Raw genomic sequence first — 14,482 nt, forward strand, 5'->3', positions numbered from 1 at the left:
GGGTATTTTGCGCAATGGGATTAATCCTCGCATGCGCTTACAAGAACTAGGGTAAATGCGTAGCCGTATGGGTTTATGTCAATAGTAGGATAGCTGCTATGTCCTTTACGTATACGAGATGAGACAGCAACCCGGAAATCGCACGTAATTTGCCGGTTTTCGCTTTTGTCGATGGGAATGCGGATGCTCAAGTGATATTTTTGAGAGAATCTACTCAGAAAGATCGGTTCAGGCGCTGCGTTGTCAGGCAATACACGGAGCGTCCTCAGTTCTATGGCACCCTCACTATCCCTGTATCTGCTGGGCCCCCTCGCAATCGAAACGTGCGCGAAGACCCTGTCCCTCCGATATAACAAGGCGCGGGCCTTGCTCGCGTATCTGGCGCTCGAAAGCGGTTTTCACACGCGCGAGTCGCTGGCCTTTCTGCTATGGCCCGAGGCCACCCTGCAGCAGGGCCGTGAAAAGCTCAAGCGTATGCTGTTCGAGTTGAAAGAGGCTCTGGGTGCGGGCCTGCTCGAAGGCAATCGTGACGTCATCCGCCTGCGCGCCGAAGCCGGCCTCTGGACCGACTTTGCCAACTTCAATGCCGCGGTCGATGTCGCGCAGCGCACCTTCTCGGTCGGTGCGTCGGCCGACCTGGATCGCCTGTCGCACGCCATCGCCCTGTACCGCGGCGAATTCCTGCAAGGCCTGGAACTCGACGACGCACCGGATTTCGCCAACTGGGTGGACGTGCGCCGCGAACAGTGCCGTCTGCGCTACCTGCAGGCCGTGCGTCTGCTGGCCGAAGGGTATGAGCGCGATGGCGATGTGCATGCCGCCATCGAACGCGTGCGGCAATGGACCCAGGCGGCGCCGCTGGACGACGCGGCCTGGCACAACCTGCTGCGACTGCTGGTGCGGTCGGGCCAGCGCGAACTGGCTCACCAGGAACTGGAACGCTATCGCGGCATCCTGGAAATGGAGCTGGGCACGGAACCGTCGCCCGCCCTGACCGCGTTGATCAACGCGCCGACCGCCGCCGCGCCTGATCTGCCCGAGCCTGCGGCTGGCCATCCGGACCGCCGGCAATTGACGGTGGTGTCCTGTGAATTCGTGGTGCTGGGCGAACCCGAAGAAGTGGTCGAAGCCATGCGCGGCCCGGTCGCCCAATGCGAAGCGCTGCTGCGTGAAGCGTCGGGCCATACCGTGCGCACGCCCAGCGGCGGGTTGCTGGCCTACTTCGGGTATCCCACTGCGCAAGAAGGTTCGCTTAAACGCGCCATCAGCGCGGCGCTGTCCTGCAGCCGCATCGGCCAGGCGCGCGACCCGGGCGCCGGCATCGACGACCGGCTGTATGTGGAAGTCTGCCTGGGCGTCCATACCGGCGTCGTGATCAGCTCCGTGCGCGACGGCGTGCCCGATGCGGGCGGCGTGGTGTCGCGCCTGGCGGCCCAGCTGGGCGGGCAGGGCGTGACGGGTGAAGTCATCATCAGCGATGAATCGCGCCGCTTGCTGGGCGGCGCCTTTGCCATTGAATTCGCCGGGCGGATGTACGACCGTTCGCAGATCCGCCAGATCGATACCTTCCGTGTGGTCGACAACAGCCGCGCGCTGACGCCATCCGCGCACCGTCTGGAACACACCTTTTGCGGCCGCGAAGGCGAGCTGCAACACCTGGCGCAGCTGTGGGAAGCCAACCCCGAACATACGATTCTGTTGCTGGGCGAAGCGGGCATCGGCAAGTCCTTTCTGGTGGACCGTTTTCGCGCCGTGAACGCCATGCCAGGCGTGACGTTCAAGTGTTCATCCGAACTGCGCCAGATGCCGTTCCACCCGCTGGTCCGCTGGGTGGAAGGCCTGCGTGCCGAGGCGGCGCTGACGGGCGAACCGCAAACGTCCGTCGATATCGAACGGATGGAACTGATCAAGTCGGTGACCGACCTGCTGCACGCGTCGCCGACCGCATCCAGCGCGGAACGGCTGGGCCTGCCGTCGGCCAAGGAATTGCTGCCGCGGCGGCTGTGCCGGCTGATCGGCATGTACGTGCCGCGCGGCGGCATTGTCCATTTCGACGACGTGCAGTGGGCCGACCCGTCCACCCGCGACCTGATCGCGCTGATCGCCGAAAAGCCGCTTGCCCAGCGCCTGCAGGTATTTACCGCACGCAATGAATTCCTGGCGCCCTGGCGCAATACCACGTCGGTCGAAACGCTGGAACTGACGCCGCTGGATTCGGCGGCCATGACGGAGCTTGTGCATTCGGTGGCGGGGCAGGTCAATCTGCCGCAGCCGCTCATGAACCAGATCCTGTCGCTGTCCGAAGGCGTGCCGCTCTATGCCGAAGAACTGACGCGCGAGCTGGTCAGCGACCGCAATGCGGCCGTGCTGGAAGCCGGTGACAGCGATGCGCACAACCTGTCGGAGCGCGTCCCGCGCACCTTGCACGATCTGCTGATGTCGCGGATCGACAGCGTGGGCCGCATCAAGCCGATCGCGCAATTCGCGGCGGCCGCGGGCAGCGAATTCACTCTGGAACTGCTGGCCGCGGCCATGCAGGAACCCAAGTCGAATCTGATGGAAGCGATTGCGACCCTGCTGCGGCAGAACCTGATCGTGAAGCTGGACGACGGCCGCTTTGCGTTCCGCCATGCCTTGCTGCGCGAAGCCGCGTATCAGTCGCAGGCCCGTGCCGCGCGCGTGGACGCGCACCGGCGCCTGGCCGACGTGCTGGCGGCCGACACGTCCACCACGCTGCGAGCGCCGGAAGCGCTGGCCTGGCATTACAGCCGCGCCGGGGAAGACCGGCTGGCGCTGCGCTATGCCCTGATCGCGGCCCGCAAGGCGGCGGCCAAGGCGGCGTCGAATGAAGCCGTCGGCCATTACCGTACGGCGCTGGAACTGGTGGGCAAGGTCGGCAAGGTGACCGAGGTGGGTGACCCCGGCGATACCGACATGCTGCAGCTCGAGATCCTGATGGAACTCGGCATCCAGCTTGGCATGGTGCACGGCCCCGGCGCGCCCGAGGTGGTGGAATGTTTCCAGACCGCCTTGCGCATGGCCAAGCCGCTGGGCGACAACCCCCGGCTGTTCCCGGTGTATTGGGGACTGTGGGCCAGCGCCAGTTCGTGGTCGGATTTCGACATGACCTACGAGCTGTCCGAAACCCTGCTGCGGCTCGCGCAGGCATCGGGCGATCGCAACCTGATGGCCCACGCCATGTATGCGCGCGGCTACTCGTATTTCTTCTTTGGCGATCACGACGCCGCGGTGGACCAGTATCGCAAGGCCATTGCGGCCTGCGATCCGTCCAAGCCCGACCTGACGCTGGGCGAAGACCTGACCTCGGTCGCGCATGCGGCCATGTCGATCTCGCTCTGGTACCTGGGCCAATACGATTCGGCGCAGGCGGCGGGCGAGGCGGGCATCGTGCGGGCCCGCAAGCTCAATCACCGCTATTCGTTGTTGCAGACCCTGGCCATCGTGTCCGAGCTGCAGCGCCTGTGCGGCGATCCGGATGCCGTCACGCGCCTGACCAACGAAGGGCTGGCGCTGGCGCAAGACATGCAGGCGCCGCTGTGGTCCGAGATCCTGACCGGCAGCGAAGCCTGGGCCAATGCGGCGCGGGGCGACGTGTCGGCCGTGGCCGAACTGGCGCTGGGCGTGCACAAGGTCAGCACCATCGCACGCGGGCTCGTGCCCTTTGCCATCACCCGATGGGTCGAAGCCTGCGACTTGGTGGGCGACATCCAGACCGGCATGCAGGTCGCCGCGCGCGGGCTGGGCGCCGCCACCGACAGCAAGGACGTCCACTACCTGTCCGAATTCCAGCGGTACAAGGGCAAGTTCCTGTTCGCGCAGGGGCAGCCGGCGTCGGTCGTGTTGCCGTGGCTGCGCCGCGCGGTCGCCACGGCGCAGGCCTGCGGGTCGCCCCCGCTCATGCTGCGCGCCGTGTTGAGCCTGATCCGGTATTCGGCAGACGGCGGCACGCCCGACGCCCTGGCCTTGCTCGAGAACGCACTGGCCGACATGCAGGGCGGAGAAGAGCTGCCCGAAGTGCGCCGCGCGCGGGCCTTGCTGGACGCCGCGACGGCCGACGCGCGAGGGCACTGAGCCCCCAACTTGTATACCAGTCGGTGCACCATCAAGTGCATCGACTGGTGCGCCACCTTGGTGCCGGCACCCTGTAAACGGCGCTAAGGTGGTGCCGAATCGGCCTGCCATCATGGCACAGCTATTGCTAAATCCTTCCATGCGCCTGGCTCCCGGGCAGTCTTCTCACGAAGCCGGAAGGATTTATGTTCCATACAGTTCTGATCGCCAATCGCGGCGAAATCGCGGTCCGCATCATTCGCACGCTTCGGCGCATGGGCATCAAAAGCGTCGCGGTGTATTCCGACGCCGATCGCGATGCCGCGCATGTCCGTCAGGCCGACGTGGCGGTGGCCATCGGCAAGGCCGCGCCCACCGAAAGCTATCTGCGGGGCGATGCCATCATCCAGGCCGCGCGCGACACGGGCGCCCAGGCCATCATCCCCGGCTACGGTTTCCTGTCCGAAAACGCGGCATTCGCGCAGGCTTGCGAAGACGCAGGTATCGCGTTTGTCGGTCCGACCGCGCAGCAGATGCGCGACTTCGGCCTGAAGCATGCGGCGCGCGAACTGGCGGAAAAGGCCGGCGTGCCCCTGACTCCCGGCTCGGGCCTGCTCAAGGATCTGGACGATGCGCGCGAGTGGGCCGCCCGCATCGGCTATCCCGTCATGCTCAAAAGCACGGCGGGGGGCGGCGGCATCGGGCTGACCCGTTGCAACGACGAACCGGCGCTGGCCACCGCGTTCGAATCGGTGCAGCGTCTGGGCAAAAGCTTTTTCAGCGACGGCGGCGTCTTCGTCGAACGTTTTGTCGACCACGCGCGCCATGTCGAAGTGCAGATCTTTGGCGACGGCCAGGGCAAGGTGCTGGCCGTGGGTGAACGGGACTGCTCGATCCAGCGCCGCAACCAGAAAGTGGTGGAAGAAACCCCGGCGCCAGGGCTGCCCGCAGCCACGCGCACCGCGCTGCTGGACGCCGCGCAGCGCCTGGGCGAGACGGTGTCCTACCGGTCTGCCGGCACGGTGGAATTCATTTACGACGGCGCGAAAGACGCGTTCTACTTTCTTGAGGTCAATACCCGCCTGCAGGTGGAACACGCGATTACCGAGGCCGTCACGGGCGTTGATCTGGTGGAGTGGATGATCCGCACGGCGGCGGGCGATGCACCGGCGCTGGACGTGGCGCCGACGCCCAACGGCGCGTCGATCGAAGTGCGTCTGTATGCCGAAGACCCCCTCAAGGCTTTCCAGCCTTCGCCCGGCGTGCTGACGCAGGTCGTGTTTCCTGACGATGCGCGCATCGACGGCTGGGTAGAGCAGGGCACCGAAGTCTCGCCCTATTACGACCCCATGCTGGCCAAGCTGATCGTGCATGGCGCGGACCGGAACGACGCAATCGCCAAATTGCAGGCGGCGCTGTCGGCCACGCGTCTGGCGGGCATCTCGACCAACCTGGAATACCTGCGGCAGATCGTCGCAAGCCCGGCGTTTCATCAGGCCGGCTTGTCGACCCGCTTTCTGGACACCTTTGATTTTGTTGCGCCCACGGTGGAAGTGGTCGAGGCCGGCACCTACACCACGGTGCAGGACTACCCCGGCCGCGTCGGCTATTGGGACATTGGCGTGCCGCCGTCGGGTCCGATGGATGATTGGGCATTCAGGCTGGCCAACCGCATTGTCGGCAACCATGCCAGTGCGGCGGGCCTTGAATGCACCGTCATCGGACCGACCCTGCGTTTTCATTCCGACAGCGTGTTCGCGTTGACCGGCGCCCCCACGTCCGCCCTGCTGGACGGTGAGCCGGTCGCGTTCTGGGCGCCTGTCACGGTCAAGGCGGGCCAGGTCCTGACGGTAGGCCGCGTCGCCAGCGGCTGCCGCAGTTACCTTGCGATCCGCAATGGCATCGACGTGCCGGACTACCTGGGCAGCAAGTCCACCTTTGCGCTGGGCCAGTTCGGCGGCCATGCCGGCCGGCCGCTGCGCCCGTCGGACATGCTGACCATCAACAATCCCGACCTGATCGGCAGCGGCACGCCCGCGCCGGTGGCCACCCCCGCCGCGTTGCCCGCGTCGCTGGTGCCGACCTACGGCACCACCTGGGAAATCGGTGCGCTGTACGGCCCGCATGGCGCGCCCGATTTCTTTACCGACGAATCGATCGCCACCTTCTTTGCGTCGCCTTGGGAAGTCCACTACAACTCGAACCGCCTGGGCATCCGGCTGACGGGTCCCAAGCCGTCGTGGACGCGGACCGATGGCGGCGAAGCCGGCCTGCATCCGTCCAACGTCCATGATTGCGAATACGCGATCGGCAGCATCAACTTCACGGGCGACATGCCGGTGATCCTGACGCGCGATGGTCCCAGCCTGGGCGGCTTCGTCTGCGCGGCGACCATTGCCAAGGCCGAGTTGTGGAAGGTGGGCCAGGTCAAGCCGGGTGACACCATCCGCTTTGTGCCCATCACCTTCGAACAGGCCCTGGCGCTGGAACTGGCGCAGGACCGCATTGCCGACACGCTGGCCGAAGAAACCTTGCCCGTGTTGACCGCGACGATGGACGCTCCGGTGCCGGTCGTTGGCCGTCCGGTGTCACCCACGATTCTTGCCGAGACCGAAGCCGCCGGCACCGTGCCCAAGGCCGTGTACCGGCAGGCGGGCGACAAGTATGTGCTGATCGAATATGGCGACAACGTCCTTGATCTGAACCTGCGCTTTCGCATCCATGCACTGATGGAAGCCCTGCGCGCCACGCCGATTGACGGCGTGCAGGAAATGTCGCCGGGCGTGCGGTCGCTGCAGATCCGCTACGACAGCCGCATCGTGTCGCAACGCGCCTTGCTCGAAGGGCTGCTGGCGCTGGAAGCCACGCTGCCCCCGGTCGAAAACATGAAAGTGCCGAGCCGCGTCGTGCATCTGCCGCTGGCCTTTGAAGATTCGGCCACGCTGGATGCGGTGGCCAAGTACCGCCAGTCGGTCCGCGACAAGGCGCCTTGGCTGCCAAGCAATACCGAGTTCATGCGGCGCATCAACGGCCTCGATTCCATCGATCAGGTCCGCCAGATCCTGTACGACGCCAGCTACATGGTGCTGGGCCTGGGCGACGTGTACCTGGGCGCGCCGTGCGCCGTGCCGATCGATCCGCGCCATCGCCTGCTCACGTCCAAGTACAACCCGGCACGCACCTACACGGCCGAAGGCACGGTCGGCATCGGCGGCGTCTACATGTGCATCTATGGCATGGACTCGCCCGGCGGCTATCAGCTGGTGGGCCGCACGCTGCCGATCTGGAACAAGTTCCTGAAGAACCCGGTGTTCGTGAACCAGCAGCCGTGGCTGCTCAAGTTCTTTGACCAAGTGCGTTTCTATCCGGTGACGGAAGCCGAACTCGACACCCTGCGCGCCGACTTCCGTGCCGGCCGCCAGAGCATCACGATCACCGAAGAAATCTTTGACCTTGCGGCCTACAACGCCTTCCTGACATCGATCGAACCCGAACTGCAGACCTTCCGCACGAAACAGAAGGCCGCGTTCGAGACCGAGGTCGCGCACTGGAAAACCGAGGATGAAAACGCGCAGGTCGAAGCCGCGTCGCGTGCGCCGGTGATCGACCCCGGCGCGGTCGACAGCGATGCGATTACCGCCGACATCAGCGGCAATGTGTGGAAGCTGATTGCCGAACCCGGCGCAAGCGTCAAGGCGGGGGACCCGCTGCTGATTCTTGAAGCCATGAAGATGGAGTTCCAGATCGTCGCGCCGCATGACGGCGTGGTGCGATCGATTTACTGCCAGCCCGGCATGCTCGTCAGCGCGGGTGACCCGCTGATATCGCTCGACGCGGCAGCCTGATCCACCGTTTTCCCACCCACACCCCCCGAGGAATGAAGATGAACAGACGCGAGTTGCTGAAAATGGGTTCGATCGCCGGCGCCCTGTCGATGGCCGGTGCGCCGTCCGTGCTGTGGGCGCAGGACAAGTCGCCGATCAAGGTCGGCATTCTTCATTCCCTGTCGGGGACGATGGCCATTTCGGAAACGTCGTTGAAAGACGTGGCCCTGATGACGATTGACGAAATCAACAAAAGCGGCGGCGTCATGGGCCGCCAAATCCAGCCGGTGGTGGTCGACCCGGCGTCGAACTGGCCGCTGTTTGCCGAACGCGCCCGCGCGCTGCTGACGCAAGACAAGGTGGCTGCCGTGTTCGGTTGCTGGACGTCGGTGTCGCGCAAGTCGGTGCTGCCGGTGTTTGAAGAATTGAACGGTCTGCTGTTCTACCCGGTGCAATACGAAGGCGAAGAAATGTCGCGCAACGTGTTCTACACCGGCGCAGCGCCGAATCAGCAGGCGATTCCTGCGGTCGAATATCTGCTGAGCAAGGAGGGCGGGGCGGCCAAGCGCATCTTCCTGCTGGGCACTGACTATGTCTACCCGCGCACCACCAACAAGATCCTGCGCGCCTTCCTGCTGACCAAGGGCATCAAGGACAGCGATATCGAAGAGGTGTACACGCCATTCGGCCACAGCGACTATCAGACGATCGTTGCGAACATCAAGCGGTTCTCGCAAGGCGGCAAGACCGCGGTCGTGTCGACCATCAACGGCGATTCGAACGTGCCGTTCTACAAGGAACTGGGCAACCAGGGCCTGAAGGCCAAGGACGTGCCGGTGGTGGCGTTCTCGGTGGGCGAAGAAGAACTGCGCGGCATCGACACCAAGCCGCTGGTGGGTCACCTGGCCGCGTGGAACTACTTCATGTCGGTCAAGAACCCGACCAACGACGCGTTCAAGAAACAGTGGGCGGCATGGGCCAAGGCACAGAAGCTGCCAGGCGCCGACAAGTCGGTCACCAACGACCCGATGGAAGCCACCTACGTGGGCATCAAGATGTGGAAGCAGGCGGTGGAAAAGGCCAAGAGCACGGATGTCGACAAGGTGCGTCCGGCCGTGATCGGCCAGAAGGTCGCTGCCCCGTCGGGCTTCACGCTGGAAATGGACGGCAACCACCATCTGCACAAACCCGTCATGATCGGTGAAGTCCGCGCCAACGGTCAGTTCAACGTGGTGTGGCAGACCAAGGGGCCGATCCGCGCGCAACCGTGGAGCCCGTTCATTGAAGGCAACAAGGGCAAGCCGGATACCGTTGCGGCGGCGCGCCTGCAGGAACTCGAGTCGTCGCTGCGCCGGACGGCCTGATGACGACGCGCTGGCTTGCGTTCGCGGCAAGTCTGGCGCTGGTGTGGCATGTCGGGGCGGTCGCGATGACCGCCGCCGATGTGGCTCCGCTTGCGCAGGACGATTACGCCGACAAGGAAGCGGCGATCCAGCGGCTGGTCGAAGCGGGCGATGCGCCCGCGCTGGCCGTGCTGCAGGCGCTTGATGACGACACCGTGGTGGCGACGTCGTCGGGCCAGATCCTGCTGCAATCGGGCGACCGGTTCACCGATGCCGTCACGGGCCGGCAAGTGCCCGAATCGGTGGGGTCCGAAGCGGATCCTGTCAGTCTGAACAACCGGCTGCGCGGACTGGTGTCCGGCGGCCTGGCGGCGGCCAAGCTTGCATCACCCGACCTGGCCGTACGGCGGGCCGCGGTCGATGCCTTGCTGCAAAGCCCCGACCCCGCATTCAAGAAACAGATCGACGCCGCGCGCGATCGGGAAAAGGACACGACGACCAGGGAACGCCTGGATACCTTGTGGGCCATGGCGTCCCTGCAGGATCCCGATGCGGCCCTGCGGTATGAGGCCGTGCGATTGGTGGCTGCGCGCAACGATCTGCAGATGCGCGAATTGCTGCTGCCGCTACTGGTGCGCAATGCCGATGGCACCTATGCCGAACCTGACGAACAGGTGCGCAAGGCCGCCCAGGCCGGCATCGACACCCTGGACAGCCGGCAGCGCTGGGGCGACCTGGCCGGCACGGCGTTCGCGGGATTGAGCCTGGGCAGCGTGCTGCTGCTGGCCGCGCTGGGGCTGGCGATCACCTATGGCCTGATTGGCGTCATCAACATGGCGCACGGCGAATTCCTGATGATCGGCGCCTATGCCACGTTCTCGGTGCAGAACCTGTTTCGCGCCTACCTTCCGGCGGGCTTCGACTGGTACCCGCTGGCGGCCGTGCCGGTCGCGTTTGCCGCGGCGGCCCTGGCGGGCTTCATCCTGGAACGGCTGGTGCTGCGGCATCTGTATGGCCGGCCGCTGGAAACGTTGCTGACCACCTTCGGTATCAGCCTGCTGCTGATCCAGGCGACCCGCATGCTGTTCGGCGCGCAGAACGTGCAGGTGACCAATCCGGGGTGGATGAGCGGCGGGTTCGCGGTCCTGCCCAACCTGGTGCTGCCGTACAACCGTGTCGTGATCCTGGTGTTTTCCTTTGCGGTTCTGGCGATCGCGTGGTCGGTGCTGAACCGTACGCGGCTGGGGCTGTTCGTGCGTGCCGTGACGCAGAACCGGACCATGGCGGCATGTGTGGGCGTGCAGACCCACAAGGTCGACAGCTATGCCTTTGCGTTCGGCGCAGGCATTGCCGGACTGGGTGGCTGCGCGCTGTCGCAGATCGGCAATGTGGGGCCCGACCTGGGCCAGAGCTACATCATCGATTCGTTCATGGTGGTGGTGCTGGGCGGAGTGGGGCAACTGGCCGGTACCGTGGTTGGCGCGATGGGGCTCGGCATATTGAGCAAGCTCATTGAACCCTTCTGGGGCGCCGTGCTGGCAAAGATCGCGGTCCTGGTGCTCATCGTCCTGTTCATTCAAAAGCGTCCCCAGGGCATGTTTGCCCTCAAGGGCCGCAGCGCGGAGGCTTGATATGACGACCACCGTGAACGGGGCCGTCCCGGACGTGCGGGCGGGGGCCGGGTTGCCTGTGGCGGGCTTGCCAGCGACGGGCTTGCCTTCCGCGACCTTGCCCTTCGCACTGGCCTTGCCACCGCGGCCGGCGTTGCTCAGCCGGCCCGCGTGGATCGCCTTGCTGGTGTTGATCGTGGTGGTGGGGGTGGCGGTGCCGCTGTGCGCGCTGTGGCTGCCCGCCGACCATCCGTTGCACCTGTCGGCCTATGGCATGACGCTGGCCGGCAAGCTGATGTGTTATGCCATCGCCGCGCTGGCGCTGGACCTGGTGTGGGGGTATTGCGGCATCCTGAGCCTGGGGCATGGGCTGTTCTTTGCGCTGGGCGGCTATGCCATGGGCATGTACCTGATGCGGTCGATAGGCCGCGAAGGGTCCTACCAGAGCGACCTGCCGGACTTCATGGTCTTTCTGGACTGGAAGGAACTGCCGTGGTTCTGGCAGGGCACCGACAACTTCGCGTATGCCATGTTGCTGGTCGTGGTCGTGCCCGCGGCGCTGGCCTGGGTGTTCGGCTTCTTTACCTTCCGGTCCCGGGTCAAGGGCGTGTACCTGTCGATCATCACGCAGGCCATGACCTTCGCGGCCATGCTGCTGTTCTATCGCAACGAGACGGGCTTTGGCGGCAACAACGGGTTCACCGACTTCAAGCGGATCCTGGGCTATGGCATCACGCAGCCGGGTACCCGGACGGTGCTGTTCCTGGTCACGTTTCTTGTACTGGTGCTGGCCTTCCTGGCGGCGCGCGCGATCGTCACGTCCAAGCTCGGGCGGGTCGTGACCGGGGTGCGCGATGCCGAGTCGCGGCTCATGTTCCTGGGCTACAGCCCGCTGGGCTACAAACTTTTCATCTGGACCGTGTCGGCGGTGCTGTGCGGCATCGCGGGGGCCTTGTATGTGCCGCAGGTGGGCATCATCAACCCCAATGAAATGTCGCCGGTCAATTCGATCGAGATGGCCATCTGGGTGGCGGTGGGCGGACGCGGCACGCTGATCGGGCCGATCATCGGCGCCTTTGCGGTCAACGGCGCCAAGAGCTTCTTCACCACCTTCTTTGCCGAATACTGGCTGTTCTTCCTGGGCGCGATCTTTGTGCTGGTTCCGCTGCTGCTGCCCAATGGCATCGTGGGGCTGTTCCGGAAGGGAGCGGCGCGATGACATCCCACCGCAAGCGGAGCGCGCGATGAATCCCTATCTGACGCGTGACAAGGACGATGACGAAGGCACCAACGCCAGCGGCAGCACCACCGGCCTGGGCCACATCCTGCGGCCCGGCGAAATCGATGTCTCGCACGGACCCATCCTGTACCTGGAGGACGTGACCGTCAGCTTCGATGGCTTCAAGGCGCTCAACAAGCTGACACTGTCGATCGACGAAGGCGAACTGCGCTGCATCATCGGGCCCAATGGCGCGGGCAAGACCACCATGATGGATGTGATCACCGGCAAGACCCGATGCCAGACCGGCAAGGTGTTCCTGGGCCAGACCATCGACCTGCGGCGCATGGACGAACCGTCGATCGCGCGCATCGGCATCGGCCGCAAGTTCCAGAAGCCCACGGTGTTCGCCAGCCACCCGGTCTGGGAAAACCTGGAGCTGGCCATGAAGACCGACAAGGGCTGGTGGCCGTCCTTGCGCTCGCGCTTCACGCGGCCAGCGCAGGCCCGCGTCGAAGAAATCCTGAGCCTGCTCAACCTTGAGCAGGACGCGTTTCGCCTGGCGGGGGATCTGTCGCACGGGCAGAAGCAGCGGCTGGAAATCGGCATGCTGCTGATGCAGCAGCCGCGCCTGCTGCTGCTCGACGAACCGGCCGCCGGCATCACCGATGAAGAAACCATGGAACTGGCGGCGCTGCTGAACGGCCTGCGCGGGTCGTGCTCGATGATGGTGGTCGAGCACGATATGGACTTCGTGGGCGCGCTGGCCGGCGACACGGGCAAGGTCACGGTCATGGCCGAAGGCAGCGTGCTGGCCGAAGGCACGCTGGACACCGTGCGCGCCAATGACACCGTGATCGAATCCTATCTGGGGAGATGAGCGCATGCTCGAGGTCGACAAGCTCAACCAATACTACGGCGGCAGCCACATCCTGCGCGATGTGACGATGTCGGCGCCGACGGGCGAGCTGACCGTGCTGCTGGGCCGCAACGGCGTCGGCAAGAGCACGCTGTTGAAATGCCTGATGGGCGTGGTGCGCGCCCGCAGTGGCCGCATCGCGTGGCAGGGCAAGGCCTTTGATGGCCTGCCCACACCGGCGCGCGTGGCCGGCGGCTTCGGCTACGTGCCGCAGGGCCGCGATATCTTTTCGCGGCTGACCGTGGAAGAAAACCTGCTGGTGGGCGCCGCCAGCAAGGCCGCGCCCAAGGGCGTGCCCGACCGGATCTATGAACTGTTTCCGGTGCTGCACACCATGAAGCACCGGCGCGGCGGCGACCTGTCGGGCGGCCAGCAGCAGCAATTGGCGATCGGCCGCGCCCTGATGAGCGAGCCGACCCTGCTGATCCTGGACGAGCCCACCGAAGGCATCCAGCCGTCCATCATCAAGGATATTGGCCGCACCCTGCGGCGCCTGGTCGAAGAGTCCGGCATGACCGTGCTGCTGGTCGAACAGTTCTACGACTTTGCCGAAGAAATCGCCGATGGCTACTGGGTGATGAGCCGCGGGGAAATCGTGGCAAATGGGAGGGGAACCGAGATGCAGCAGAACAAGGTGCGGGAACTGATCACGGTGTAGGACACAGAGCTTGCCGACTCAATAAAAAAACACGGCAAGCCAGCTTGCCGTGTTCGGATACCCCTGCCGCCGGGACGGACCCGGCCCACGCTGACGGTCAGACGGCCAGATCCACCAGGTGGGTCCAGTTCAGCCGCGATTGCAGGTGGAAGTAGGTCAGGGGCAGCCAGCCCTTCTGCGCCCATTCCGCCAGCGTTTCGATCGGCAGGCGCGAGAACTTCTCTTCGTCCACCACAAAGAAGCCTTCCAGCGTCACGCGCTCGCCACTTTTGAGTTCGACCACCGCTGATCGTTCGATCAGCAGGTCCGCGGCGACCAGCGCGGCCGCATAGGCCTGGGTCTGCGCGAAGCCGCCCTGGATCTCGCCCAGGAATTGCAGCATCTCGGTCACCAGGGGCGTGGCGCCGGCGTCGTTGAACAGGGGCTCGCCCTTGTCTTGCGACTGGAAGTGCGGGGCGGCTTCGTCGATGCACAGCGCAAAGCGCTGCTGCGCCTCGTCTTCCTGCAGGATGAAGGGATAGCGGCGCAGGTGGGCGGGCACGTAGCGGCCGGCCACCCAGGCGCCGTCGTCGCCGACCAGCAGGTTTTCACCGGAACGGATGCCCAGCACGGCCATCGGCAGGCGGCCTTCGCCGGCGAACACGATGGGCAGGTCGCGCGCGGCCATGGCAAATTCGGTGGCCACGATCGGCACGGCGGTCTGGTTGCGCGCGAAGGCGAAGCCGACCGACCGGTCGAGCTTCAGGTCCTGATGGCGCGCGGGGTCGAGCGGGGCCGCCTGCTGGAACAGCTGCACGGCGGCGGCTTCGGCGGTTTCGACCTTGTCGGTTGTCATGAT

At 65.2% G+C, this 14,482-nt stretch carries 8 protein-coding genes; 7 read left to right on the forward strand and 1 reads right to left on the reverse strand.

The annotated features are described in order from the left end of the window. Window positions 1–366: 366 nt before the first annotated feature. The 7 genes from HD883_RS00975 (at window position 367) to urtE (ending at window position 13,644) form a co-directional block, all read left to right on the forward strand. Window positions 367–4,092, forward strand: a complete 3,726-nt coding sequence (locus HD883_RS00975) for a BTAD domain-containing putative transcriptional regulator (protein ID WP_179588257.1) — start codon at window positions 367–369, stop codon at window positions 4,090–4,092. Between the two features lie 185 nt (window positions 4,093–4,277). Next, complete coding sequence (uca, locus tag HD883_RS00980; protein WP_179588256.1) at window positions 4,278–7,916, forward strand: urea carboxylase; 3,639 nt, start codon at window positions 4,278–4,280, stop codon at window positions 7,914–7,916. Between the two features lie 38 nt (window positions 7,917–7,954). Beyond that, entirely contained in the window at window positions 7,955–9,259 is a 1,305-nt protein-coding gene (gene urtA / locus HD883_RS00985) for an urea ABC transporter substrate-binding protein (protein WP_179588255.1), read from the forward strand. Then, entirely contained in the window at window positions 9,259–10,869 is a 1,611-nt protein-coding gene (gene urtB, locus HD883_RS00990; RefSeq protein WP_179588254.1) for an urea ABC transporter permease subunit UrtB, read from the forward strand. The genes urtA and urtB overlap by 1 nt, the downstream gene beginning before the upstream one ends. Before the next feature lies 1 nt (window position 10,870). Continuing rightward, window positions 10,871–12,067, forward strand: coding sequence for an urea ABC transporter permease subunit UrtC (urtC, locus tag HD883_RS00995; protein ID WP_179588253.1), 1,197 nt, complete (start codon window positions 10,871–10,873; stop codon window positions 12,065–12,067). Window positions 12,068–12,092: 25 nt separating this feature from the next. Next, window positions 12,093–12,947, forward strand: a complete 855-nt coding sequence (gene urtD, locus HD883_RS01000; protein ID WP_179588252.1) for an urea ABC transporter ATP-binding protein UrtD — start codon at window positions 12,093–12,095, stop codon at window positions 12,945–12,947. 4 nt (window positions 12,948–12,951) lie between these two features. Beyond that, window positions 12,952–13,644: an urea ABC transporter ATP-binding subunit UrtE gene (gene urtE / locus HD883_RS01005; RefSeq protein WP_179588251.1), complete on the forward strand. Its 693-nt coding sequence runs from the start codon at window positions 12,952–12,954 to the stop codon at window positions 13,642–13,644. A gap of 97 nt (window positions 13,645–13,741) precedes the next feature. Here the strand turns inward: urtE and HD883_RS01010 are convergent, their stop codons facing one another. Next, entirely contained in the window at window positions 13,742–14,479 is a 738-nt protein-coding gene (locus tag HD883_RS01010; RefSeq protein WP_179588250.1) for a SapC family protein, read from the reverse strand. Window positions 14,480–14,482: the final 3 nt, after the last annotated feature.

The organism is Pigmentiphaga litoralis, assembly GCF_013408655.1.
Lineage (GTDB): Bacteria > Pseudomonadota > Gammaproteobacteria > Burkholderiales > Burkholderiaceae_B > Pigmentiphaga > Pigmentiphaga litoralis_A.

Excerpts from the sequence above, each read along its gene's own strand:
- uca (WP_179588256.1), top strand. The coding sequence starts at position 4,278 with ATGTTCCATACAGTTCTGATCGCCAATCGCGGCGAAATCGCGGTCCGC.
- urtA (WP_179588255.1), top strand. The coding sequence starts at position 7,955 with ATGAACAGACGCGAGTTGCTGAAAATGGGTTCGATCGCCGGCGCCCTG.
- urtB (WP_179588254.1), top strand. The coding sequence starts at position 9,259 with ATGACGACGCGCTGGCTTGCGTTCGCGGCAAGTCTGGCGCTGGTGTGG.
- urtC (WP_179588253.1), top strand. The coding sequence starts at position 10,871 with ATGACGACCACCGTGAACGGGGCCGTCCCGGACGTGCGGGCGGGGGCC.
- urtD (WP_179588252.1), top strand. The coding sequence starts at position 12,093 with ATGAATCCCTATCTGACGCGTGACAAGGACGATGACGAAGGCACCAAC.
- urtE (WP_179588251.1), top strand. The coding sequence starts at position 12,952 with ATGCTCGAGGTCGACAAGCTCAACCAATACTACGGCGGCAGCCACATC.
- HD883_RS01010 (WP_179588250.1), bottom strand. The coding sequence starts at position 14,479 with ATGACAACCGACAAGGTCGAAACCGCCGAAGCCGCCGCCGTGCAGCTG.